This window comes from Streptomyces sp. MBT53, assembly GCF_016654115.1.
Lineage (GTDB): Bacteria > Actinomycetota > Actinomycetes > Streptomycetales > Streptomycetaceae > Streptomyces.
Genome location: NZ_JAEQAZ010000024.1, coordinates 1 through 24,151 on the forward strand (window position 1 = coordinate 1; position 24,151 = coordinate 24,151).

The 24,151-nt window shown below is 72.9% G+C and carries 19 protein-coding genes and 2 pseudogenes; 8 read left to right on the forward strand and 13 right to left on the reverse strand.

The features are described from left to right. Window positions 1–336, reverse strand: a pseudogene (locus tag JHN45_RS11535) (deoxycytidine triphosphate deaminase); the annotation flags it as partial. Next, a pseudogene (locus tag JHN45_RS52890) lies at window positions 333–692 on the reverse strand (dCTP deaminase); the annotation flags it as partial. The pseudogenes JHN45_RS52890 and JHN45_RS11535, both read right to left, overlap by 4 nt. Before the next feature lie 6 nt (window positions 693–698). On the opposite strand from JHN45_RS52890, the gene JHN45_RS52895 reads away from it, so the two are divergent. Further along, complete coding sequence (locus tag JHN45_RS52895) at window positions 699–875, forward strand: RICIN domain-containing protein (protein WP_307783084.1); 177 nt, start codon at window positions 699–701, stop codon at window positions 873–875. Between the two features lie 103 nt (window positions 876–978). On the opposite strand, the gene JHN45_RS11545 is transcribed toward JHN45_RS52895, so the two are convergent. Next, on the reverse strand, window positions 979–1,770 hold the full coding sequence (locus JHN45_RS11545) for an AraC family transcriptional regulator (RefSeq protein ID WP_201048952.1): 792 nt from the start codon (window positions 1,768–1,770) through the stop codon (window positions 979–981). 70 nt (window positions 1,771–1,840) lie between these two features. Between JHN45_RS11545 and JHN45_RS11550 the strand changes: the two genes are divergently transcribed. Next, the gene (locus tag JHN45_RS11550) at window positions 1,841–2,659 is read left to right on the forward strand and encodes a phytanoyl-CoA dioxygenase family protein (protein ID WP_201048953.1); all 819 of its coding nucleotides are present in this window, start codon (window positions 1,841–1,843) and stop codon (window positions 2,657–2,659) included. Next, on the forward strand, window positions 2,656–2,940 hold the full coding sequence (locus JHN45_RS11555; RefSeq protein WP_201048954.1) for a hypothetical protein: 285 nt from the start codon (window positions 2,656–2,658) through the stop codon (window positions 2,938–2,940). Before JHN45_RS11550 ends, JHN45_RS11555 begins: the two co-directional genes overlap by 4 nt. A 270-nt stretch (window positions 2,941–3,210) precedes the next feature. On the opposite strand, the gene JHN45_RS11560 is transcribed toward JHN45_RS11555, so the two are convergent. After that, complete coding sequence (locus JHN45_RS11560) at window positions 3,211–3,462, reverse strand: hypothetical protein (protein ID WP_201048955.1); 252 nt, start codon at window positions 3,460–3,462, stop codon at window positions 3,211–3,213. A 569-nt stretch (window positions 3,463–4,031) separates the two neighbouring features. Here JHN45_RS11560 and JHN45_RS11565 point away from each other — a divergent pair. Continuing rightward, a complete protein-coding gene (locus JHN45_RS11565; protein WP_201048956.1) occupies window positions 4,032–6,755 on the forward strand; it encodes a LuxR family transcriptional regulator in 2,724 nt (907 codons plus the stop codon). A gap of 12 nt (window positions 6,756–6,767) precedes the next feature. On the opposite strand, the gene lanKC (JHN45_RS11570) is transcribed toward JHN45_RS11565, so the two are convergent. From lanKC (JHN45_RS11570) to JHN45_RS11610, 9 genes are all read right to left on the reverse strand, one after another. Beyond that, window positions 6,768–9,335 (reverse strand): class III lanthionine synthetase LanKC, encoded by a 2,568-nt coding sequence (lanKC, locus tag JHN45_RS11570; RefSeq protein ID WP_307783081.1) that lies wholly within the window; start codon window positions 9,333–9,335, stop codon window positions 6,768–6,770. A 64-nt stretch (window positions 9,336–9,399) separates the two neighbouring features. Next, window positions 9,400–9,555, reverse strand: a complete 156-nt coding sequence (locus JHN45_RS11575; protein ID WP_201048957.1) for a hypothetical protein — start codon at window positions 9,553–9,555, stop codon at window positions 9,400–9,402. A 114-nt stretch (window positions 9,556–9,669) separates the two neighbouring features. Then, entirely contained in the window at window positions 9,670–12,603 is a 2,934-nt protein-coding gene (locus JHN45_RS11580; protein WP_201048958.1) for an AAA family ATPase, read from the reverse strand. A 166-nt stretch (window positions 12,604–12,769) separates the two neighbouring features. After that, entirely contained in the window at window positions 12,770–13,345 is a 576-nt protein-coding gene (locus JHN45_RS11585; protein ID WP_307783082.1) for a GAF domain-containing protein, read from the reverse strand. Window positions 13,346–13,410: 65 nt separating this feature from the next. Further along, window positions 13,411–14,253: a S8 family serine peptidase gene (locus JHN45_RS11590; protein ID WP_201048959.1), complete on the reverse strand. Its 843-nt coding sequence runs from the start codon at window positions 14,251–14,253 to the stop codon at window positions 13,411–13,413. Beyond that, entirely contained in the window at window positions 14,250–17,288 is a 3,039-nt protein-coding gene (locus tag JHN45_RS11595; RefSeq protein WP_201048960.1) for an adenylate/guanylate cyclase domain-containing protein, read from the reverse strand. Before JHN45_RS11595 ends, JHN45_RS11590 begins: the two co-directional genes overlap by 4 nt. Before the next feature lie 28 nt (window positions 17,289–17,316). Then, on the reverse strand, window positions 17,317–17,514 hold the full coding sequence (locus JHN45_RS11600) for an aroma-sacti cluster domain-containing protein (protein WP_201048961.1): 198 nt from the start codon (window positions 17,512–17,514) through the stop codon (window positions 17,317–17,319). Then, window positions 17,511–18,209, reverse strand: coding sequence for an iron-containing redox enzyme family protein (locus tag JHN45_RS11605; RefSeq protein WP_236583592.1), 699 nt, complete (start codon window positions 18,207–18,209; stop codon window positions 17,511–17,513). Before JHN45_RS11605 ends, JHN45_RS11600 begins: the two co-directional genes overlap by 4 nt. Beyond that, window positions 18,206–19,285, reverse strand: a complete 1,080-nt coding sequence (locus JHN45_RS11610; RefSeq protein WP_201048962.1) for a radical SAM protein — start codon at window positions 19,283–19,285, stop codon at window positions 18,206–18,208. Before JHN45_RS11610 ends, JHN45_RS11605 begins: the two co-directional genes overlap by 4 nt. A 294-nt stretch (window positions 19,286–19,579) precedes the next feature. Between JHN45_RS11610 and JHN45_RS11615 the strand changes: the two genes are divergently transcribed. The 4 genes from JHN45_RS11615 to lanKC (JHN45_RS11625) all read left to right on the forward strand — a co-directional run bounded on the left by JHN45_RS11615 (window position 19,580) and on the right by lanKC (JHN45_RS11625) (window position 24,133). Then, complete coding sequence (locus JHN45_RS11615; protein ID WP_201048963.1) at window positions 19,580–19,744, forward strand: hypothetical protein; 165 nt, start codon at window positions 19,580–19,582, stop codon at window positions 19,742–19,744. 35 nt (window positions 19,745–19,779) lie between these two features. Then, window positions 19,780–19,911 carry a hypothetical protein gene (locus JHN45_RS53980; protein WP_268982241.1) on the forward strand — a complete coding sequence of 44 codons (132 nt, stop codon included), beginning with the start codon at window positions 19,780–19,782 and terminating at the stop codon, window positions 19,909–19,911. A gap of 261 nt (window positions 19,912–20,172) precedes the next feature. Continuing rightward, the gene (locus JHN45_RS11620) at window positions 20,173–21,453 is read left to right on the forward strand and encodes an MFS transporter (RefSeq protein WP_236583593.1); all 1,281 of its coding nucleotides are present in this window, start codon (window positions 20,173–20,175) and stop codon (window positions 21,451–21,453) included. A gap of 136 nt (window positions 21,454–21,589) precedes the next feature. After that, window positions 21,590–24,133: a class III lanthionine synthetase LanKC gene (gene lanKC, locus JHN45_RS11625; RefSeq protein ID WP_201048964.1), complete on the forward strand. Its 2,544-nt coding sequence runs from the start codon at window positions 21,590–21,592 to the stop codon at window positions 24,131–24,133. Window positions 24,134–24,151 lie beyond the last annotated feature (18 nt).

Below are 24,151 nucleotides of genomic sequence, written 5' to 3' on the forward strand. Positions count from 1 at the left end.
CGCGGAAAACATAACGGGGGAGACATGGACCCAGATGCCGAGCGCGCCGACGGTGCGGTCGCCGTTGAGGAATTGGGCGTACGTCTCTGATCCGGTTCGTTCGTGGGTGACGCCGAGGTAGAGCACCCCGGGGTGAAGGACCAGCCCGGACGCGGGGATGGTGGTCTCGGAGTACGGGGTGGGGGTCGAAGCGCCCAGGTCGGTGTCGCCGATGCGCAGGGTGTCGCCGAGTCGCCAGTCGTAGGCGTTGGGGGAGAGGCGGGCCGGTTCGTACGGCTCGATGGTGATCTCACCTGCGGCTCGGGCGGCGGCGATGCCGGGTCCGGTGAGGATCACGAGGCCACCGCCCGAAGTTTTGTCACGTCCCGCCGGTAGCCGGAGGGCTGCGGACCGCCTGCCGCCCGGTACTTGCCGCGGTACAGGGCGATCGGTCCGACGGAGGCGAAGAACATGATCTGTCCGATCCTCATGCCCGCGTGGACGCGCAGGGGGCGGATCGGTGTGAGCATCAGGGCCCACTGGCCGTGGAAGCCGATGTCTCCGATGGGGGCGGTGATCTCGACGAACAGGCCGAGTCGTCCGACCGAGGAACGGCCGAACAGCAGCGGGACGAGAGTGTCGGAGCCGACCTCTTCGAGGGTGTGACCCAGGTACAACTCGCCGGGCTGGAGGACGTATCCGTCCGGGCCGACGACAGCGTGCCCCAGCAGAACTGGGCCGTCACCCCCACCGGCGACGGCTACTACTACCTCACCAACCGCCTCAGCGGCCTGGTCCTCAACGTCGACGGCGGTTCCACCGCCGACGGCGCCAACATCAGCCAGTGGACGAACAACCGTGCCACGCAGGAGCAGTGGCAGATCATCCCCGTCTGAGACGACGGGGCGAACCGGCCCGGACGATCTCGTTCCCGCGTGGAATCACCCCTGGCGCTCGGCATGAGGGACTGTGTGTCCACCGAGGAGCCCGTCGTGGCTCTCATCGGTTCCCTGCCCCTGAGTGCCTGACGGCTCGTGGTGAGGCGCCCAGTTCCCGGCGGCAGGTCTTGTTGAACGCCTGGAGGTCGGGGATGCCGACGGTCGCTGCGATCGCCGGGATGGCGAGGGTCGAGGCGAGCAGCAAGTGCCGGGCGCGTTCTATACGGCGGCGCCGGATGTAGGCGATGACCGTGAGACCGGTGTCCTCGCGGAACAGCCGGGTCAGGTGGGTGTGCGAGACGCCGGCGACGCGGGCGATCTCGGGGACGCCGAGCGGGCCGGCGAGGTGTTCCTCGACGTGGGCCATGGCCGTCCGCAGGGCAGGGTGCCGGACTCCCGCGAAGTGCTCGGCGGTCTCGGCGAGGCCGACCGTGCGCCACAGCGCGGTCCACAGTTCCGAGGCGGCCCGAGCCGGGGACTGGGCGCCCGAGGCGACCGTCTGGCGCAGCAGTTCGCCGAGTCCGGCTGCCCGCGCCCCGGCGTCCTGCATCACCGGCACGGAGCGCTGTTCGCCCTGGCCGGGCAGCCGGAAGTGGGCGTACAGGTGCTCGCAGCGCGGCGCGTCGTAGTGGAAGTGTGCTTCTGTGCCGGGCGGCACGAGGCTCACGTGGCCGGGGCGGATCGGATGCCGGAAACCGTCGAACGCGAGGGTGCCGGAATAGCTGTAAAGATGAAGCTGCCACAACTGCGGAAGCCGGAACACGTCGTGAGGGCCGGCGTATCCGTGGACGCCCACGCCCGCGCTCGCCACCTGCGGGGGCAGGTCGAGGGCAAGTTGCACCGAGTGGGCCATGATGGAAATTTACCAGCACCTGCTGATTGCATCCCACGACTTCACGGTCACGAGTATCTACGGTTGACGTATGTCAACCACACCGCAACTGCTGAACTCCGCCCAGGTGGCGCGGTTCGTGGCCCACGGTTTCCTGCGCCTGGACGGCGTAGTGCCCGCAGCGATGAACGAGGAGGCACTCGGTGTCTTCGCCGCCGGATTGCCGTCGGTGCCGTACGGCACGGCCGTCCCGGAGGCATTCCCCGAAGGATCCTTCGCGCGGCGGCTCGTGGAACACCCCACCGTCGCCGGCGCGTTGCAGAGCCTGGTGGGCCCGGATCCGACGGTCGACCACCACTACGTCCACACCCGCGAACCCCACGAGGGCAGCGCGCAGCCACTGCACGCCGATGCTCTCATCGACCTGCGGTCCGACGCCTTCGACGTGCAGCTCATGTACTACCCGCGAGAGGTCGGCGCGGACATGGGCGGCACCCTCGTCGTTCCGGGCAGCCACCTGCGCCGCACCAACGAGTCCGACACCGGCCGCTACCAGAATCTGCGCGGCCAGATCCGGCTGACCTGCCCGGCCGGCACGGTCATCCTGCTCCATCACGGCATCTGGCACGGCGGGCGGCGCAACGACAGCGACACCGTCCGCCACATGTACAAGATCCGTTTCAACCCGACCGTGCCGCAGGTGCGGCTGTGGGACACGACGGACCTGCACGAACCGGTGGTACGGGAGGAGTTGGGGCGCACGTTTCCCTGGTACGAACCGGCCACCGGCCGTCTGGAGACCCACAACCGGATCAGGCTCTGGCGCCTCCTGACCGCCGACCCCGACTTCGACATCGATTACTGGGCCACCCGAATCTCCAACCGACCGGCACTGAGGAGCATCGCATGATCACCTCGAACACCGCGCGGCAGCAGGTCCTCGTCCTGTACCTGAGCACATCGGCCCTCGACTCCCCGGTCGTCGGATGGGCCCGCTACGACGGCACCGGCGCGACCAGCCCCACCACCGGGGACAGCGACGAGCCGCCGTACGAGACAGGCGTCGCCGCGCTTCGGGACGGCTGGCGACTCATCCAGGCCGCTCAGCTCATCCCGCCGTACCCGGGCGCGGAACACGAGACGTCGTTCCTCAAGCACGAGTTCTTCTACGAGCGGATCGTCACCGTGTGAATCGTGCGCAGGTGCCCCAGGGCATCGAACTGCGGACGGGCCACGAGTCGGTCCCGACGGCATGAGACCGTCTTCGCTCTCGATGCCCCCTCCGAGGTTTCGGTGCCGACGAAGCGGTGGCCTGTTCGGCACATCACAGGCCGAGGCACGGATGGGGTCCTCTCCTCCGCGACCACGCCGTCAGCGTGCGCTGCGTGGAGGGGACACAGAGCCGCGCGCCGCCCTGGGTGAAGGTCGCGAAGCGCATGGTGGCCTTCCGGAACGGCTGGATCAGTGACCGGCGAGGGCTTCGGCGGGTCTGTGCGCCGGGCGGCGGAAGCCGATGAACACGGCGCAGACGGCGGCGGCTGCCAGGCAGGCGATCGCGGTGCTTTGCTCGGCCGGGCTGAATCCGGCCCCGGCGAGCTGTGAGGCGATCCGATCCGCGGCCAGGCTCAGGGTGGCGGCTCCCACGACCAGGCCGAAGCCGAGACCGTTGAGGACGAGCGGGCTGAGCGGCGGCACCGGGCCGTGCTCGTCCACCGGTTGGGCCCGCAGTCACAGCTGGGCCGCCGCGAGTGCCGCGAAGCCTGTGACCAGCATCAGGCCGGGGCCGGTCCGATGCAGCAGCCGCGACTGGTGCTGGATGACGTCGAGCCGGATGCTCAGGTCGTAGGCGCCGACGAGGAATCCGAACAGGTCGGCGACAGACCTCTCCGCGCTCCGCCCATGAGAGAGGGCACCGTTCTCGCGTCCCGGACCCCAATGAGCAAGCGCGCGGTCATCCTCCCCAGAGAAGAACCTGCACCTGCCGTGACCGCGGTCAGGTGTGCCTGTCTGCCTCAACTCGCGCCGCGTGCGGGCGAGTTGTTCAAGTCCGGCGGGGAAAAGCTAAAAACTTGCTAATGAGCTACTGGTGGGACACGGTTCCCGATCGGTCGTCGTCGCGCGTGATTCTGGTGTGAACCGGGGCAAACCGGCCGTGTTGTTGGTCCAATTGTGTGGGTTCGTCATCGGTGCGGGACGGGATCGGCCTCATCGATTTGATGGGTATTGGTCACGTAGAGTCCTTCGTGAAGAGCGTGTCAGTCATGGTGGGAGCCGGGGGGCGGATGACGGTTCTGCCGGGCGAGGGAGTCGCCGGGTTTCGGCGGATCGTGGGGCGTGAGGCCGAAGTCGCCGCTCTGGCCGGGGCGTTGGACCAGCTGACGTCAGGGGTCGGGCGGGCGATCGCACTCGTCGGTGAGCCCGGGATCGGGAAGAGTGTCCTGCTGGGGGCGGCCGTCTCGCGGGCCCGTGCGGGCGGGGTCCGCGTGCTCGACGCGCGGGGGCCGGGCACGCTGCCGTCGGCCGGCGTACGGGAACGGCACGATGTGTGGGCGCACAGCGCACAGAGTCCGCCCCTGGTCGTCGCGGTCGATGACCTGCACCACCTCGATCCCGGCCGGATCCCGGACGTCGAGCGGTTGATCGACGCCGCCGCGGGTCCCGTGCTGTGTCTCCTGGCCTACCGGCAGCGCCAGTTGTCGCCCGCGCTGGCGGCGGTGCTCTCGCGCGCGGCAGCGGCCGACCTGCTGGAGGTCTGGCACGTCGGTCCGCTCTCCCCGGAGCAGGCGCGGGAGTTACTCGGGGAGCGGCCGAACGTCGAGGAGATCCAGCGGGAGGCCCTGGGCAACCCGCAGTACCTCAAAGTGCTCGCCGCATACGGGAAGGGCCGTGGATCCGAGGGCGGTGACGCGGTGGGGACGGACGCCGGGACGGCGATCCTCGGTGAGCTGGCCGGTCTCGACTCCACCTCGCTGGCCGTCGTCCAGGCTGCGGCCGTGCTCGGGGAGCCGTTCCACCCGGAACTGCTGGCAGAGGTGGCGGACCTCGAAGCGGTCCGTGCCATGCGGGCACTGGACACACTCACCCGGCTCGACCTGGTCCGGCCGGCCGGTTCTGCGGCTCAACTGGCCCTGCGCCACCGGGCGGTGGCGGAGATCGTCTACCGGCGGCTAGAACCGAGCCGCCGGGCCGCCCTGCACCTGAACATCGAGACCGCGTTGACCAAGCGGGCCGCCCCGATCGTGCGGCGTGCCCACCACGCGGCGCGGGCCGCCGATCCGGGCCGGCCCGAACACGCCACGACGTTGATCGCCGCCGCACGCGAGGCGCTGTACACCGACCCGGCCCTCGCGGCCGACCACCTTCGGGCCGCGCTGTTGCTGCTCCAGGACGGCGATCCGCTCCGGTACCAGGCCCAAGTCCTGCTGGCGCGAACGCAGTTGCTCAGCGGCGAGGCGACGGAGAGCCGCGCGCTGCTGGACGCCCTGCGGTCGGCCATACCCGGCCGTTCGGCCCCGGACCCCGGCACGCTCGCCGACGCGAGCCGGATCGAACGACGGCTGGGCCGGGTCACGGAGGCCGGCGCGATCGCCCGCTCCGCACTCGCCACCCTGAGCGACACCGCTACCGCCGCCGCCCTGCACACCGAACTCGCCGACCACGCCTACGACATGCAGGACTACGACACCTCCCGGCAGCATGCCGAGACGGCCGCCGTGATCGCGCACAGGAACGGGGACGCCATAGGGGAGGCGAAGGCGCTGGCCCAGGCGGCGCTCGCGCAGCTGTACTCCGCGGACCAGGCCACTGCGCTGACCACGGCGGCGAGAGCGGCCGATCTCATCGACGCCGCCTCCGACGTGACCCTGCTGACGAACCTGGAGGCGGCCCACCAACTGGGCATGACCGAAGGGATACTGGGCCGCTTCGCCGACGCCGAGCGCCATCTCGCGCGTGGTGCGGATCTGTCGCGGCGCACCGGCCAGACGTACATGCAGCGGGACGTCCTGACGTCACTGGCCAACGCGCGACTGCGGTCGGGGCACCTGACCGGTGCGCTGAGCACCCTCGAGGAGACCGCCCGGCACATGGAGAGCCACGGTGGGCCGGCCACGCAGGGGGTCATCGGGATGCTCCGGGCCGAGATCCTGTATTGGCTCGGCCGCCCCGGCGACCTGGACGAGGCCGCCGCGTCCGCCGAGCGGGCCGTCGCGATCGCCGGCGGATCACCGTACGGCTGGGCGCTCACGGTGCGCTGCTATCACGCCGAGTTCGTACTGCTCAATGGTGAGGCGGCACGCGCCACTTGGCTCCTGCTGGACGCCACGGGCGGCCTCGAACTGCCGAAGCTCACGATCTGGCGCAAGCCCCGCTGCTGCGACACCCTGGCCCAGGCGGCGCTCACCACGGGCGATCGGGCCTCGGTCGAACACTGGGCCCGGCTCGCCGAGAGCTGTGTCGAACAGCTGCCCTCCAGTGGGCGGTTGGGCTTCGCCCTGCGCGCCCGGATGCGCGCCCACGCGGCGGTCGGCGACATCGAGCGGGCGGTGCGCAGCGCACGGGAGGCGTTCGCGGACTTCTCCACCGGCGGCGAGCGCATCGAGGCCGGCCGGACCCTGTTCCAGGCCGCGTCGCTCTGTCTGGACGCGGGATGGACCGAAGGCGTGGACGGGTGGCTGGAGCGGGCCGCCGGCCTCGCCCAGCAGTGCGGTTCGAGCCGAATGGCAGAGGAGGTGGCTCTTCAGTGGGCGCGGCTCGCCGCTCCGGGCGACGCGCCCGCGACCCTGTCCGTCCTCACCACGCGAGAACGCGAGATCGCCGACCTCGCCAGTACCGGGATCACCAGCGGCGAGATCGCCGAGGTGCTCTTCCTGAGCGTCCGGACCGTCGAGAGCCATCTGGGCCGGATCTACCGCAAGCTCGACGTGCCCAACCGCGCCAGTCTCACCCGCGCCGTGCTGAAGCACGGGTCGCCCGCGCCCGGAGCCCAACGCCCCGTCTCCGAGTAGGAGTTGGTGTCGCTAGCCGGTGAACGCGAGCAGCGAACCCAGTCGCCCCCGGCCCTCGAACGCGGTGTGGAGGGCGAGCAGTACGCCGGCCGAACCGGTGGCGAGATCCGTGGACAGGCGCAGCAGACCTCTGCCGGGGAAACGGAGCCTGCCTTCCGCGTGGATCGCGTGCCAGGAGAGTCTGCGGATCGAGGCGAGAGCCTCCGGCCCGGGCCGGGTGTCCTGGTGCGGCGGTTCGAGCAGGCTCAGCACCGCGATATGGCCGGCCCGCCCCCGGAACAGGCCCGGTTCGCGGACGAAGTCGGAGGCGCAGACCGGGCGGACGGCCGCCGTGAACGCGGCCAGGCCGGGATCGTCGGCGCGGGCCAGGTACTCCCGTGCGACCAGGGCCATCCCGCCGCTGCCCGCTTCCAGATAGGCCAGGTGACGGTGGCCGTACCGGGCCTGGACCGTCCCGTCCGGCATCGTGACGCAGTGCCTCAGGTCGAGTTCGAGGGCGGCTCTGGCCGCGGCCAGATACCGCCGGTCCCCGGTGATGGAGTGCAGCCGGAGCTGGAGGAGGGCGGAGCCGCTGAAGCCGTCCAGCACTCCGCCCGTGGAGGGGAAGAGCAGACCGTCCGCCGCTCCGTCCCGCCGTAGCGTGTCGAGCCGTCGCGCGATCCGGACGGCCTCGTCCAACAGCGTGCTGTCACCGGTGAGTTCGGCGAAGTGGCAGAGTGCGAGCCCCACCCCTGCCTGTCCGCCGTACAACCCGCACCGCGCCGGGAGGCCGGCGGTCCGGGCGGCGGCCAGGATCTCCGACGCCGCTTCCCCGCGACCGAGTTCGGCCAGTGTGGCGGCGGCGCCGTAGGGTCCGTCGTACAGGCCGTGGCCCGTTCCGGGACCGGCGAGGCGCGCTGAGCGTACGAGCCAGTCGGTGTACGGCGTGGGGACGGCGGCGCCCACTCGGTGCAGGGCGAGCAGCACTCCGGCCGCGCCGTGGGCGAGGGTGTGGCCGCCGCCGTCGAAGACGGACCAGTGGGCCGGGAACAGCCGGTCGGCGCGGTCGGGGGTCGCGTCCGCGAGGATTCCGGCGACCAGCGCGTCGCGTACGGCGGGCCAGTCGAACGGCTCGCGGTCGAAGAGGTCGTCGGCCTCGGGGGCCGGGGGAGGGACCGCGCGCGGTGCGCTCTGCCGGCCGATCTCCGGCCGACGGGGGCCGTCGGTGGGCGACAGCCCGAAGCGGTCGCGTGCGACCGCCTCCAGTTGAGCGGCCTTCCCGGGATCGAGATCGGTCAGTTCCGGCATCGCCATCAGCGTGAACAGCCAGGTCGCCCACAAGCCGTACCGATCCGCCTCGGCGCCCGTCGAGCCGGCCGGAGCGGCGAAACCGGCGGCACCGACCCGGGGCAGGTTCCGCTCGTCGAGACCGGTCGCGTACTCGAAGTCGACCAGGACCACGGAGTCGTCGGGGCGCACGACGATGTTGCGGGGCTGTACGTCCCGGAGGCAGACACCCCGTTCGTGCAGGGCGTCGAGGGCCGAGGACAGAGCGCCGATCACGGTCGACGCCCACTGCGCGTACGCGCGGAAGGCGGCCTCGGACGTGTCCCGGCCCGGGAGCGGATACCGGCCGATCACCGCCTCCAGGAGAGTCGGCCCCGCTATGTACTCCTCGACGAGGAAGTGGTGCTCCCACCCGGTGCGCAGCCCGTGCAGGCGGGGAACGCAGTCCAGTCCCTGGAGTTCCGCCAGGACGCGGTACTCGCGGTGCAGCCGCTCCACCGCGTCACTGCCCGCACCGTCCAGGGCGCTGAACGGCCGCGCCTCCCGCAGTACCACCTGACGGCCGGTGTCACGCTGCTCGGCGAGATAGACGCCTCCCGCGTTGGAGAAGTGCAGGGCCCTGCGGACCACGTACGGGAAGGTGTCGTCGCGCGCGGTCCGCCGGGCGGCCAGGTGCGGCTCCAGGACCGGCGGCGGTGTCACCCACCCCGGCACATGGAAGGCAGGGCTGCGGACCTCGGGCACGCGAGTGCCGGACGGGTCGACCAGGGCCGGGACCGGTCTGCCGTCCTCGCCCGGACAGCGCTGCCCGCCGGACGAACCGTAGCGGACATGGAGCGGGCCCCGGCCGATCCGCAGGTCGCCCAGGAGGTACGGGCCCGGGAGCCCGTCCAGGGCGTCGAGCAGTTCGCCGAGGATCTCCGCCAGGTGCAGATCGTCGCGCGGGTGGACGGTGATGAACCGTCCGCTGTCGACGCGGGGCGCGTTGCGCCCCGACATCGTGGTCAACGCCCTTGCGCTGCGCAGGAATGCGAACGGCACACCACCGGCCAGGCAGAGCGCGGCCGTGCGATCCAGCGCCGTCGGCGCCGTACGCGGCGTCGCCGACACATGGATCGCCCAGCCCTGCCCGACCGGTGGCGCGTCCTGCGGCGCCAGTACGACCCACAGGCCGGACAAGGAGCGCCGCCACCCCGGCGGAACCGCCTCGTCGGCCTGCGGATACCGCGAGGCGTGGTCGTCCAGGCGGCTCGGCGTCTCGTAGTGGAGGGGGTCGGCGACGCCGTAGATCAGTGCCTCGCGGGCGTCCGCCACGATGCTGCCTCCACTGGGAGTGTCAACCTGCTTCCGGCCGGACCGGGCGCACGGCGCCCGGGGATCACTCCTCGTTCGCGGAACTGATGTTGCTCAGGCAGGTCCAGAACCCGGACTGCTCCTGGGACCTGCCGAGGCCCTGGAGGTCCAGGATCGAGTGCGCCTCGACCTCCGGGGACTCCTCGAAGGACTGCTCCAGCGGCTCGGTGCTCTGCGTCATGGCGATCTCCCTTGTGTCGATCGGTGGTTGGATCCCTGCCTCGCCGACGCTAGGCGGCACCGGCCTGCCATCGGTTGGCCGCCGGTATGGAAACGGCATGCGGTCGGGCCGACTTCACCCGGCCATCCGCTGATCGGCGGGCCGCTCCGCGAGAGCGCTGATCAGCGCCGAGCGCGAACTCACGTCCAGCTTGCGGAAGATACGGGTCAGATGTGCCTCGACGGTCTTCGCCGACAGGAAGAGCATCGAGGCGATGTCCCGGTTGGACAGTCCCCGGGACACCAACTGCGAGATACGGAGCTCCTGTTCGGACAGGACGTCATGAGCGTGGCCCGCCAGGCGCGGGCGGCGGGCGCCGATCTGACGCTGGGCGTTGACGGCGAGCGTGCTCAGCCGACCCGCCCCGTGCGCGTCGGCGATCTGTTTGGCCCGGCCGACCGCCGCCACGGCCTCCTCCAGCCGTCCGGCGGCGACCAGCGCCCGGCCGTGCAGGAGCCGCGCCCGGCCCTCGGCGAGAACCAGACCACCGGTGGCGAAGAACTCGGCGGCGTCGGCGCACAGTTCGGCCGCCGCGCCCGCGTCGTCGCCACGGACGCAGGCCATGGCCAGGGCCGCGTAACCGGACTGCCCCGGAAGGGCGACGGCCGCCGCCGCCTCGGCTGCCTGCCGCGCCCGGACCGTCGCAGCCTCGGTGTCGCCGCGCGCCATCTCGGCCTGCGCCGCCGTACAGAACCACATGGCCCGCAGGGTGTGGGTGGTCTCGGAGCGGTCGATTCCCGTGATGGTCCGGATCAGTTCGACACAGTCGCCGGGCCGCCCCTGGTCGAGCCGGACCGAGGCCAGTACGGCCGCCGACAGCTCCCACAGCCGACCGTGGTGCTTGGCGGCACGCAGGGCGCGTTCGGCCGCGTCGGCCGCCGCCGCGGGACCGTCGCGCAGCGCGGAGGCCGCGGCGCGCAGGGTCAGGGCGTAGCCGATCAGGTCCGGCCGGTCGATCAGATGGGCCGTCTCCTCGGCGTCCGCCGCCGAGGCGATCGCGCCCGCGAGGTCGCCGGTGCCCTGCTGGGCGTAGGACTGGCAGAGCAGCAGATACGGCATCATGTAGCTCTGCCCGGTGCGCCGGGCGACGTGGACGGCGCGGGTCATGTGCCGGACCGCGTCGGCGTGGCGCTCGGCGAGGACCTCGGCCCAGCCCAGTTGGCCCACCTCGTCGAGGGAGGTGGCCAGTTCCTCGTCATCCATGACGTCGATCGCCGAAGCAGCCTCGGACACATAAGCCGCCATCGGCCCCGTCCGTCCGCTGTACGCGGCGCCCAGGGCGCGGCAGGCCGCGACCGAGGTGAGGATCCCGCTGTCGACCGGCGGGGGAGTGAGGGCGAGGACGGTGTCGAGATGCCCGGCCGCCTCCTCGAAGTTCCCCTGCGCCATGCCCACGGTGGCGAGTTGGAGGCGCAGCGGATTGACCTTGGCCTCGGTCTTCGGCCAGCGGGCCAGTTCGTCCTTGAGCGCCCGCTTGGCAGCCTTGGGGCTGCCGAGGATCCGCTCGATCACCGACCGCAGCGCCACGACGGGGATGCGCTGATCGAGACGGTCCGCCGGGACGAGGTCCAGGGCCTGGGACAGGGCGTCCCGGCAGGAGGCGAGGTCGCCGGTCGTACCGCAGGTGCGGGCCAGGCCGAGGAGCATCTCCAGCCGCTGCCGGGCCGCCTCGCCCGAGGGGTTCTGGGGGGAGAGCCGCAGTGCCGCGCGCAGCCAGGCGGCGGCGGTGGCGGGTGCGGAGCGGGTGGTGAGGGCGGCGGCCTCGGTGAGAACGCGCACGGCTTCGTGGTCGCCCGGCTGCGCCGAGCGGGCGACGAAGGGCGCGCGCTCCACGGCGCTCGCCCCGCTCCCGCGCAGCGCCTCGTCGGCCCGCGCGTTGGCGCCGAGGAACCAGCCCGGTGGTGTCTCGCGGGAGACGATCTCCCGGAGCAACGGGTGCCTGAACTGGAGCAGTTGGCGTATTTCGTGGCGCGGGCCGCCGGGTCCGCAGGAGCGGACCAGGTCCATTCCCGCGAGGACGTCGAGGGCCTCCAGCGCGGGTCCGTGGCCGAGTCCCGCGACCTGGCCCAGCAGCATCGGGTCGAACGGGTCGCCCAGGACGGCCGCGGCGCGCAGCGTGGAGAGCTCGTTCCCGGTCAGCGACGCGATCTCGCGGGCCAGCGCCGCCCGTAAGGTGTCCGGCAGATCGGTCTGGCCGTCCGCCGCGCCGTCGCCGTCCGGAGTGAGTTCGGTGAGGACTTCGAGATAGAGCGGGTTGCCGCCGCTCACCTTGCAGAGCCGGTCGCGACGGGCCGGCGGGTAGGTGGTGCCGAGCAGACTGCGGCACGCCTGCCGGTCCAGCACCGACAGCGGCAGCCGCTCGACGCGGTAGTCCGCGACGGCGTACCGGAAGGACGCCCGCAGTCGTGCCGCCGCCTGCCGGGGTCTGAGTCCGCAGGCCAGGAGCAGTGGGGTGCCGGGCGGCTGCCGGAGCAGGTAGTGGAGCAGTTCCAGCGAGCCCTCGTCGGCCCAGTGCAGATCGTCGAGGCAGAGGAGGATCCCGCGGTCCTGGCCGACCGCGGCCAGCAGCCGGCCCAGCGCGTGGTGCAGCCGGGAGCGGTCCACCTGGGCGAACCCGTGGCGTCCGGGTCCGGAGCCGCGCGGCTGCACCAGCTCCAGCAGCGCCGCCGTCTCCTCGTCGAGCGGACCGTGCCGGGATTCCGTGAGGCGGCCGAAGCAGCTCCGGACGGGCCCGGCGAACACCCCGAAGGAGCGCTGCTGTTCGAACTCCGAGGCGCGGCCCGACAGGACCGTCAGCCCCTCCGTCTCCGCCAGATCGCCCAGTTCGGACAGCAGTCTGGTCTTGCCGAGTCCTGGATCGCCGGTGATCTCCACGACGGTGGAGCGACCGTCCGCGCAGGCCCTGACGGCGGACCGTAGTACGGCCATCTCGCCCTCGCGGCCCACCAGTGGCCCCGAGCGGGCCCGGTGGGCCGTCGCGTGTGCCTGGTGCGCGCTCTGCTCGCTCATGGGCCTCCTCGGTTCTGGCTGCCGGGCACCGGACCGTCGGGTGAACCCGGTCTCCCTCCGGCCAGAACCGATCCTTGTGCGGAACGTGACCCACGGCGTCCGCAAAACTACGCAAGCCCGTACCGAACCTCGTTACGCAAGCCATTCCGGAACCCCGTCGCGCGGGCTAACCGAGCAGGCTCCCCAACTCGCTCAGCAGCCGTGTCGCCTCCGCGCGACGACGCGACGGCAATCCCAAGTCGTCCTCCTCCATGACGAGTTGCTGCCGTACGGCGAAGCGCAGGGCGGTGGCGGCCTGCCGGGCGAACAGGGACAGCAGATCGAGTTCGGGCAGGCTGGAGCGGGCCTGCTCGGCGGGGTCGAGCACCTCCAGTACGCCCAGGACCCGGCCGTCGTGGATCAGCGGGGCCGCCATGAGCGCGTCGGGCACGTACTCGGTGGACTCCGCCAGGCTGCGGTCGAAGGAGGAGTGGGCGGTGAGATCGTCGACCACCATCGGTTCCCCGGAGACAGCCACCCAGCCGGCGATGCCCCGGCCGGCCGGGAAGCGGCGGCCGATCAGGAAGTCCTGGCCCCGGCCGGACACGGCCTGGAAGACCAGTTCCCCGGCCTCCTCCTCCAACAGGAAGACCGAGCTTGCCTGGGCACCGAAGATCGCCCGGGCGACGTCGACGACGGACTGGAGCAGTTCGGACGCCAGCGGGTCGTGGGACGCGGCGGCGGGTTGCAGGTCGAGGGACACGGCGACACCTTCGCTAGAGATACGGACAGGAGATACGAGGGGCAGTACGGCAAGCAGCCGGTGGCTCAGGGCAGTTCGCCCTCGGCGGTGGGCGTGCGGCGGTCACGGACGTTGGCGGCGGAGGCGTAGAGCGCGCTCTTGAGCTGGAAGGGCGTCATCCGGGGGCTCGCCGACAGGAGCCGGGCGCACAGGCCGGTGATGTAGGGCGTGGCGAAGCTGTTGCCGGTGGTGCGGATGGTGCTGCCGCCGAGCCAGCCGACCTCGACGTTCTGGCCGGGTGCGAAGAACTCCACCGGGGGGCGCGGGTTGTACAGATGCAGACCGCTGTCGTCCTCGCCGTGGCTGCCCACCGAGATCACCGAGGCGAACCGCCAAGGGAAGCTCTCCACCGGTGAGTTGTGCGCGGCGGCGACGATGACCGACCCGTTGAAGTACGCCTCGTCGGTCAGCGCGTGCAGATCCTCGGCGAAGCGCGCTCTGGTCGTCGACAGGCTCATGTTGATCAGGTCGAAGCCCTGGCGCACGGCCCAGCGCAGCCCTTCGAGGAGGATGTCCCCGGTGCCGGAGAACCGTTCGCCCAGCACCCGCACACTGTGCAGTTCGCAGTCCGGCGCGACCTTGCGCACGATGCTCGCGCACGCCGTGCCGTGGCCGCACGGGTCGTCGGGCTCGGTCTGTTCGACGCGGAGCCCGTCCGCGTCCTTGACCACCACCCACGAACTGTCCACCGGACCGATGCGGGGATGGCCGCCCTCGATGCCGGAGTCCACCACGCACACCCGTACGCCGTGACCGGTGGCCCCCGCCAGGGCGGCGGGCGGCGGGGTCTCGCCGGCCGCGACCGGGATGTCGTCGGGGCGTCTGCCCAGGAGACCCCAGGTCAGGCCCTGGGGCGGTGCTGTCGTCATCGTCGCTCTTTTCCGTTCTCGGGTAGGAGTGCCTCGGCCCATCGCACACCGGGCAGATGACCCTTGGCGGCGAAGACCGCCCGAGCCTGCGCGGCGGCCCGTCCGGCCCGCTCGGGGCGGCCGAGCAGGGCGAGTGCGTGCGCCCGGTCGAGCAGGGCGCCCCCGCGTACGACGGGCGAGTCGGTCTGTGCGGCGGCGCGGACCGCGCGGGCGGTCAGCCGCAGGGACTCCTCGTGCCGTCCCTCAGCAGCCGCGACCCGGCCCAACAGGCCGTTGAGCTCGACCGCCTCGGCGTGCGGACACGCCTCCTCACCCTCCATCCGGGCGAGGACACCGGCCGCCGCCGCCACCTCCCCGCACTCCAGGTGCAGCCGGGCCGACTCCAGTGCCACGCTGTCGCGCAGCGCGGTGACGCCCAGGTCCGCCGCCGCGTCGGCCGCCGTGTCCAACAGGGCGCGGGCCCGGGTGAGTTGCCCCGCGAGCAGCTCCACCGTCGCACCGAACAGCGGGAGGACGACCCGTGTCTCGGCGTACCCCAGTTCGGCGGCCGGCCGTGCCGCTTCGGCCAGGCACGCGCGGGCGTCGGTCCACCGGTCCTGGAGCGCCGACAGCACGGCCAGCGGGCAGTTGAGGGTGATCCGCACGGCCCGCCGTCCGCCGCCGTGCTCGTCGAGGAGTGTGCGGCAGCGCGCCTCGGCCGTCGGTACGGGCACCGGGCCGCGCCACAGCGAGATGCCGGTCGCGCCCAGGGCGGCGGCCCGCTCCGGCTCGCCGTCGGCGCGGACCGCGTGCGCCAGCCCCCTGGTGAGCCATGCGTCGGCGGCACCGTGCCGGCCCTGGGACTGGTGGCGCTGGGCGAGCCGCAGACACGCGCGGGCCTGGCCCAACTCGTCCCCGGCTCGCTCGAACACCGCCAGCACGGCCGCCGCGGCCTCGGCGGGAGTCTCCTCCCGCGGGGCCACGGAAGCCAGCGCGAGCCGGGCGTGCGCGGCCTCCAACGGGTCGGCGGGGGAAGCCAGTACGTCCTTCAGCAGCGCGTGTCCCTCCGCGGTCCGGCCGAGAGCGGCCCGCACCTCACCGAGCCGGCGGACCGCCGCCGCCCCTCCGGGTTCCCCGGGCCGGTGCAGGGCCGCCGACCGGGTCAGCAGGTCGTCGGCCCAGGGCAGGTCGGACCGGGCCAGCGCCAGCGCCCCGGCCCGCCCGAGGGCTTCGGCGGCCCCCGCGCGCAGCGACTCCGCACCGGCGTCGAGCCCGCCCAGCTCGCCCCGGTAGCCGTAGGCCCGCTCCAGATGGCCACCGACGGCCGCCGGCCCGGCGGACCGCACCGACGGCAGTACGGCGGCCCTCTCGTGCCCCTCGGCGCGGGCGCGCTTGGACATGGAGGCGTACGTCACCTCCTGCACCAGCCCGCTGCTGAACCGGAACGAGGCCCGCGGCCCCGGCTCCACCAGCCGTCGCCCGCTCAGCCGCAGCAGCGCCGACCGGACCTCCTCACCTGTGCCGCGGGGCCCGGTCAGCTCGTCCGCGGTGAACTCCCGGCCGATCACCGACGCCTGGTCCAGCACCCCGCGCTCACGCGGCTCCAGCGCGTCGATCCGGGCGCCGAGCAACGCCTGTACGGTCGGCGGGAGTTCGTCCTCGGAGCCGGTGTCCAGGGCGGCGGCCAGCAGCTGTTCGAGGTGCAGCGGATTGCCGTCGGCCCGCTCCAGCAGCCGGCTCGGTGCCACGTCCCGGTGGGCGCTCACCTCGGTCAGCCCCGCGGCCAGCAGCGCGGACTCGTCGTACGACAGACCCGCCAGCGCCAGCACCGAGGACGCGGCCAAGTCACCTCTCGCGTCCAGGAGTTCGGGTCGGGCCAGCAGGACCACCAGGACCGCGTCCCGGTCCAGTTCGCGGACGAGCCGGTCCACCACGTCCAGCAGCAGCGGGCCGGCCCAGTGGCAGTCGTCGATCGCCAGTACCACCGGGCCCCGCGTGGACAGCGCGCCCAGGACGCCGACCAGGGCCGCGCAGGTCTCCGCCACGGTCGGGTTCGGTGTCCCGTCGAGGAGCAGACCGGCGGAGAGCACCGCCAGGGCCTCGGCGACGCCGTGCGGCGCGGGCGCGGTCGCCAGGACCGACGTCACCGCGTCGGCCAGCGGGCCCAGGCTGCCCCGGTCGCCGTAGGGGCGGCACCGTCCGGCGCCGCTGAGCGGTGCGCGGGAGTGCAGCCACTCGCGCAGCAGGCGGGTCTTGCCGAGGCCGGCCTCGCCGTGGACCAGGACGCGGCGGGCGCCCCGGCCGTCCGTGACCGCCGCCAACGAGGCGTCCAGCGCGGCCAGTTCGGGACCCCGGCCGACGAAGCGCACGTCGAAGCGGCGCGTCAGCTCCGGGTCGTCCTCGCCGAGCCCCAACAGCCGGTACGCGGCGACGGGTTCGGCCTTGCCCTTGAGGGAGAGCGGCCCGACGGGTTCCGCGCGCACCGCGGCGCCGGCCGAACGAAGGGTGTCGGGGCCGATGAGGATCCGGCCCGGTCCCGCGTTCTGCTCCAGCCGCGCCGCCACGTTGACGGTCTCGCCCGAGACCAGCGCGTGGCGCGCCGAGGAGTCCGAACCCGACACCACCTGACCGGTGTTGATGCCGATCCGCACCTCCAGGCGTACCCCGAGGGCGGTGTCGAGTTCGGTGTTGAGGCCGTCGAGCGCGGCCAGCATGCCCAGCGCGGCGGCGAGCGCGCGCCGGGCGTCGTCCTCGTGCACGACGGGAACGCCGAACACCGCCATCACCGCGTCCCCGATGAACTTCTCCACCGTCCCGCCGTGGAACTCGATCTGGCGTCTCATCAGGTCGAAGTAGCGCAGGGTCACCGAGCGCAGCGTCTCCGGGTCGAGGCCGCCGGACAGCGCGGTGGAGCCCACCAGATCGCAGAAGAGCACGGTGACGACCTTGCGCGACTCGGTCGCCTCGGCGGTTGGCGCGTCCGTGCACGGCGCTCCGCACGAGGGACAGAAGCGCGCCCTGGACGGCAGAGCGCGACCGCAGGGTGAACAGTTCATGGTCCAGCTCCCTTCGCGGGCCCCGTTCTCAGAACAGGGCCCCGCCCGCGAACTCGCTGTGTGCCCGCACCTCGGGCTCCGCCTCGTCCAGCCGTCCCTTGATGTCCTCCAGCACGTCCAGCTCGTGCGGCGACAGCGTGCTGAGCACCTCCAACTGCTCCTGGGTGAGCGAGTCGACGGTGAATCCCGCCGCGCGCAGCCGGTCGAGTGCGTGGTCGTCGGTCACAGGGGGCCTCCCGGGGCGGTGGCGAGATACGAGAACAGACGGGTGATCCCGTCCGCCGTACGAAGGGCGCTGACCGCCAGCGCGGTCCGGTGCGCGGGGGTCAGGGGCAGCGAGTCGAGGAGGGCGTCCAGGTCGGCCAGATGCCCGCCGTCCAGCTCCGCGTGGGCGCGGACGGTACGGAACGCGGCGGCCGGCAGGCCCGTGCGCGCGGCCAGCCGGTCCGCCAGCCAGGGCATGGGGGCGTTGCCCTCCAGCACCCGGATGTAGCCGAGCAGCGCGACGGGGTGATGGTGCTCGATCCAGTAGTACTGCGCGCCCGCCAGTTCCGCGACGACGGGGGAGGGCAGCCGGCCGGCCGCGTGCGCCGGGTCGCCGCCGGCCACGGCGAGGTCTTCGAGCAGCCACGCGTCATGGCCGCGTTCCTCCTCGATGTGCCGCTCCAGATACGACCCGAGCGGTCCCGCCACCGGATCGCCGGGCGCCGTCCGCGCGCACCGGAGTGCCGCCCGTTCCATCAACGGAACCGAGGCCCGTATCAGCGCGTGCATCTCGTGGAGGTACGCGAGGTAACGGGTGCGCGGGAAGGCCGCCCCGGGACGCCAGAGTGCGGCGAAGGCTGCCCCCAACGCCGGTGCGGCGAGGGCGAGTTTGATGTCCAGGGCGGCGGAGGGAGTCGTCGTGCGGGCAGAGGTCATCGCGTGCTCCCCGTCCGGGCGGGCAGCGCCACCAGGTCCGCGTAGCGCGGGCAGCCGTAGCGCCGGAGCAGTGCCACCGGCCCCGCGTCGGCCTGCATGCGGGCGGCCTCGCGGTCCAGCAGTTCGCCGGCCGGTCCCGCGGCGTCCCGCAGCGCGCCCTCGGTCACGGCGGGGTGCGCGGACAGCTCCCAGCATCCGGCGCAGTAGCCGGCGCAGTCCGCCGAGGGGGCGTACCGGGCGCGCAGATGGGCCGGGCCGACGGCACGCACCATGCGCAGCAGCGGCGAGGTGAGCGAACGGCGGTGCACGGTCGGCCAGTCGTCGTCGGCGATGTGCCCCAGCCGCAGATGCGGCGGGACGGGCCTGAGGTCCACCACACGCTGGTTGCAGCAGGCCAGCACCGTGCCGTCGAAGGCCACCACCGGCCAGGCGGCCATCGCGCACGGTGACACCCGCCCGGGGTCCGGACGGTGGGCGGTCGCGGTGGCCCAGGAGGCCGCGCGTCCCACCGCGCGCACCTCGTTGACCAGCATGGGCACCCGGTCCGCGAACTCCCTGCGGATGTGCGCGGTCACGTCCGCCAGATACGGGTCGTCCGGACCGCTGCCGGTGAGATGGAAGCTGACGGGCGTGCCCGCGTCCAGTACCTGGTGCAGCGCGCGGAAGACGCTTCGGCGCGGCACCTCCCGCTCGTGGTGGGCGTCCAGACTCGCCGAGAAGTGGTCGACCGCGCCGATGGCCCGCAGCACGGGCCCGGGTATCCGGTCGGTGCGGGCGAAGAACATCCCGCTCAGCAGCACGCTCCGGGTGCCGGCCGTCCCGGCCCGGACCGCCAGTTCACTCACCAGCGCGGGCCGCAGGAGGGGTTCACCGCCGGTCAGCAGCATCACGTCGGGCCGGTCGTCGGAGGTGAACGACCCGACGAAGTCCAGCAGTCGCCCCGCGCCGGGCTCCTCACCCGCCGACGTGGACGAGGTCGAGCAGTGCGCGCAGCTCAGCGGACACCGCCGGGTGAGCGTGACCAGCAGGCCCGCACAGGGCACGGGCCGCAGCCCGATGAACTCGGCCAGTTCCACGAAGCCCTCCCGCTCGCCCGGCGCACCGCCCGTGTGCGGTCGCCCAGGAGCATGCTGTCCGGGCCCGTGCGGGGAACGGCACACGGACGGACCAGGACCGGTATATCCGCTGGCAGCCGCAATCCCGCGACGCCCAAAGGCCCGGCGCGCGGCTGGGAAACCGCCGATGACCTGGCCGCATACCGCTCCCATGGCGCTCGTCGGCCGGTGCTGGACCCCGCCCGCCTAGCTTTCGTGGCGTCGGGCCGGAAGCCTCCGCCCGCATCCCGTTACCGGACTCCTTGGGAGAACACCATGGCTGAGAACATCGACCCCACCACCGACGAGACCGAGATCACCGAGACCGAGGCCGCCGAGGTCGAGGCGCACGGCGTCCCGGGCCTCCAGGGTCTCGGCAAGGACATGGACAAGTCCGAGAGCGCCTGCATCAGCACGGTCAGCTCCATCGAAGAGCGCTGACCGACTCCCGTCACCAATCCTTCTGGGAGGACACCATGACCAAGGACATCGAGCCCGTCGAGGTCGAGGTACTGAGCGTGCTGGACCTCCAGACGCTCGGCAAGGGTGTCTCGGCGCCCGAGGGAAGCTGCGTCAGTCTGGCGAGCACGGTCGTCGAAGAACGCTGAGCGAGGGCGCGGTCCGGGGTGGTGGCGCCGGTTCGACCGGCGTGACCACCCCGGCCGGTCCGTCAGCGCCGACCGGCCCCCGGGGCCAGGGCGCGAAGCCCTGCCCCCGTCATGGAAACCAGCACCTGCGCCGGCATGGCCGGCCTCAGCGACCCCCGCCGACCGAGGCCCGACCCCGGGGCGGCCGCGCCGATCCGCTCGGCGCGACCACCCCGGTCCGTCCCGTCCCACACCCGGTGGACCACAACCTGGAAGGGCCTCATGAACGGCTCGCAACCCGGCGCCGCCGCCGGCGGTGGCACGGTCAAGCTCAGCGGAATCAGGGACTTCCGGTTCCTGTGGATCAGCGGCCTGCTGGCCGGCCTGGGCTCGCAGATGTCGGCGATCGCGCTGCCCCTGCTGGTGCTGCGCCAGACCGGCTCGCCCGTGCAGGCCGGGGCGGTGGGCACGGTCTCGGTCGGTGCCCTGCTCGTCACCATGCTGCCCGGGGGCGCCCTGGCCGACACGGTCGAGCGGCGCCGGCTGATGCGCCTGTGCGACATCGGCAGCACCCTCGTGGTCGGCGGCCTGGCGCTGGCCGTCCTGCTCGGCCGCACCCCCTTCGTCCTCGTCCTGCTGGTGGCAGCGGTCGGCGCGGTCATCAACAGCTTCTACGGACCTGCCGCGTTGGGCCTGCTGCGCGCGGTGGTCTCCCGTGAGCAACTCGGCGTCGCCTCGTCCCGGATGCAGGCCAGAGCCGCCGCCGCGCGTCTGGTCGGCCCGATGGCGGGCGGTGCGCTGTACGCGGTGCATCCCGCGCTTCCGTTCGCCGGCGAGGCCGTCTTCCTGCTGCTGTCCACCACCTGTCTCGCCTTCGTCCGTACCCGGTCGGCCCCCGACCCCGCGGCCCGATCCGCCTTCTCCAGAACGGAGTTCGCGGCCGGCGTCTCCTTCCTGTGGCGGCGTCCCTATCTGCGGACGGTGCTGCTGGTCTTCGGTCTGGGCGTGAACGGTGCGTTCGGCGCGATGATGTTCGTCGCGCTGGCGGTCACCTCGCACAGCGGCAGCTCCGGCCTGGGCAGCGGCACCGTCGTCTCGCTGACCGCCGTCGGCTCGCTCCTGGGCGCGCTGCTCGCCCCGCGTGTCCCCTCGCGGTGGCGCTCCGCGACACTGATCGCCCTGACCTGCTGGGTGTGCGGCATCGATGCCCTATTGCTGACAGTCAGTCAGAATCCTTTGTACGTAGGCGCGTTGTGTGCCGCCTGTGTCGCGATGGCCGCCGTCGCCGGCATCGGCTTCCTGACCTCCCTGCTGGAGTCGGCCCCGCAGCACATGGTCGGCCGGGTGCAGAGCGCCGCCGGATTCATCTCCTCGCTCGTCCAGCCGCTCGGCCCGCTCGCCGGAGGCACCCTGCTCGCCGCCCACGGTGCGCGAACGGCCTATACCGCGCTGGGAGCGGTGTTCCTGGTCTGCGCGCTCGTCCTGACCTGTGCGCCGTCGGTCCGCCGGACCGACGCCGTACCGGTCGCCGCCGCCCCGACCGAGGCGCTGAGCGCCGAGTAGACGCTCCGCCGAAAGGGCCGGGACACCCCGCCTGCCGGCCGAGGCACCGGCCCGGCCGGTCGCGCAGTTCCCCGCGCCCCCTTCGGGGCGCTTCACCTCGCCCCCTTCGACGACTGACCCGCCGGGAGAACTCACCATGGCCGAAGCACGCCAGTCCCTGACCTACTGCGCCGCCGACCGCGACTTCTTCGAGACGCCCGCCCGGCTCCCGGACGACGGCACCCGCTACCCGCTCGCGTGCGGCGAGGCGCCCGAGGGCTGGAGCCGTGCCACGCGGGGGCTGTGGAGCGTACTGACCCCGGGCGGCGTCCGGTTGCCCGAGCAGGGCTGGAAGATCCATCTGTCGGCGACCCCGCGCGTGGCGGAGTTGACGCTGGACCGGGCCGCCGCCGTGCTGCTGCGCCGCCGCGTCCCCTTCAAGTTCCTGCGCAGCCGCGAGGCACTGATGCTGATGGTCGACAAGAACATGGCACGCGGCAGCAGCGGCAAGTTCATCACCGTGTACCCCGCCGACGAGACCGAGTTGGCAGCGGTCCTGGCCGAACTCCAATCCGCCGTGGACGGGTTGCCGGGCCCGCACATCCTCAGCGACCTGCGGATCGGCCGGGGCCCGGTGCACGTCCGCTACGGGGCGTTCGTGGAACGCTGGTGCGCCGACGAGGACGGGCGGCAGGTCCCCGCGCTGCGCGACCCCTCCGGCACCCTCGTGCCGGACGTACGCTCGCCGGTCTTCACCCTGCCCGACTGGGTGACCCCGCCGCCGTTCCTCGACGAGCCGCTCGCGGCCCTGCGCGCGGCGGGCTTCGGCGACTTCCCCTACCGGGTCGTCAAAGCGGTGCACTTCACCAACGCCGGTGGCATCTACCTCGCCCGCCACCGGGTCGGCGGGCAGACCGTGGTGCTGCGCGAGGCCCGGCCCTTCGCCGGACTCGACGGCGCCGCCGCCGACGGTGTCGAGCGGCTGCACCGCGAGTACCGCGCGCTGACGGCCCTGAGCGGACTGGACTGCGTCCCCGAGGTGTACGGCCTGCACACCGCGTGGGAACACCACTTCCTCGCCGAGGAGTACATCGAGGGCCAGACCCTGCTGGACGCGGTGCTGAACCGCTATCCCGCCGTCGGCCGCGACACCGGCGAGGAGGCGACGCGCGCCTACGCCCGCTGGGCCGGCACCGTCATCGACAACCTCGGCAGGGCGCTGGACGCCGTCCACGAACGCGGGCTGCGCTTCCGCGACGTGCACCCCCTCAACGTCATCGTGCGGCCCGACGACTCCGTGGCCCTCGTGGACTTCGAGTACGCCGCGGACCTCGACGCGTCGGACGGACTGCGCGTCGGAGCCCGCGGCTTCGCGGCCCCGGCCGGTACGGCACCCCGTGACGTGGACGCCTACGGTCTCTGGGCCACCTGGCTGTTCACGCTGTTGCCCATGATGGAGATGGCGGACTTCGCCCCGGACAAGGCGCCCCTGCTCGAAGCGGTGGCCAGGGAACGCTTCGGCCTGTCACCCACCGAGGGCCCGCGCCGCCCCGACACGGCGCAAGCGCGGCCGGCCGCCCTCGCGGCGACCGCCGCGCACGCCGACGACGTGTTCGCTCCCGCCGAGTGGCCCGCGCTGCGCGACCGGCTCGCCGAGGGCATCCACGCCTGTGCCACCCCCGACCGGGAGGACCGTCTGTTCCCCGCCGACTGGGAGGTCTTCCACACCGGCGGCCACACCCTCGCCCACGGCGCCGCCGGTGTGCTCCTGGCCCTGCACCGGGCGGGCGCCGCCGTGCCCGACACCTATGTCGACTGGCTGATCGCGGCGGCCCGGCGGGCCCGCCCCGAAGCGGGCGGCGGACTGTACGACGGGCTGTACGGCGTGGCCGTCGTGCTCGACGAACTCGGCCGCCGCGAGGCGGCGTCGGAGGTCCTCGCGCGGGCGCGGGCAGCCGGCGACCCGCCCCGGGCCGGCCTCTTCGGCGGCCTGGCCGGAATCGCCCTCACGCTGTGCCACTTCGCCGTACGCACCGGGGACACGGCCCTGCTCGACGAGGCCGCGCACATCGCGGACCGGCTGGAGTCGCTACGGCGCGAAAGCTCGGCCCCCGGGCTCCGCCTGCCGGACCACGCGGGCCTCATGCACGGCCTCGGCGGCCCGGCGCTGCTCCAGCTCCGTCTTCATCACGTGACCGGCGAGGAGCGCTATCTGGACGCGGCACGGGCCGCTCTGGACTGGGACATCCGCCGGTGCGTCACGATGGCCGACGGGACCGTGCAGGCCAAGCAGGGCCACCGGCATCTGCCCTACCTGGACGAAGGCAGCACCGGAATCGCCCTCGTGGCACGCGAGTACCTCACCCGCGCCGACGATCCCGCGCTCGCGGCCTTCGTCTCCGCCGCGACACCGTGCGGCGCGGCCCCCTTCGTGCGCGAGCCGGGCCTGTTCCACGGCCGGGCGGGCCTGGTCGCCGCGTTCGCCCTGCTCGCCCCGGCGGAGAAGGAGGAGCAACTGCTCGCCGCGGTACGGAACTTCTCCTGGCACGCGCTGCGCAAGGGCGACGGCATGTACGTACCCGGCGCCGGTCTGCTGCGGCTGTCCGCCGACCTCGCGACCGGCTCGGCGGGCGTACTCCTCGCCCTGCACACGGTGTTCGAGGGCAAGGGCGACCTGGGCACGCTGCTGCCGGTGACCTGACGGGTCCGCGCCCGGGAG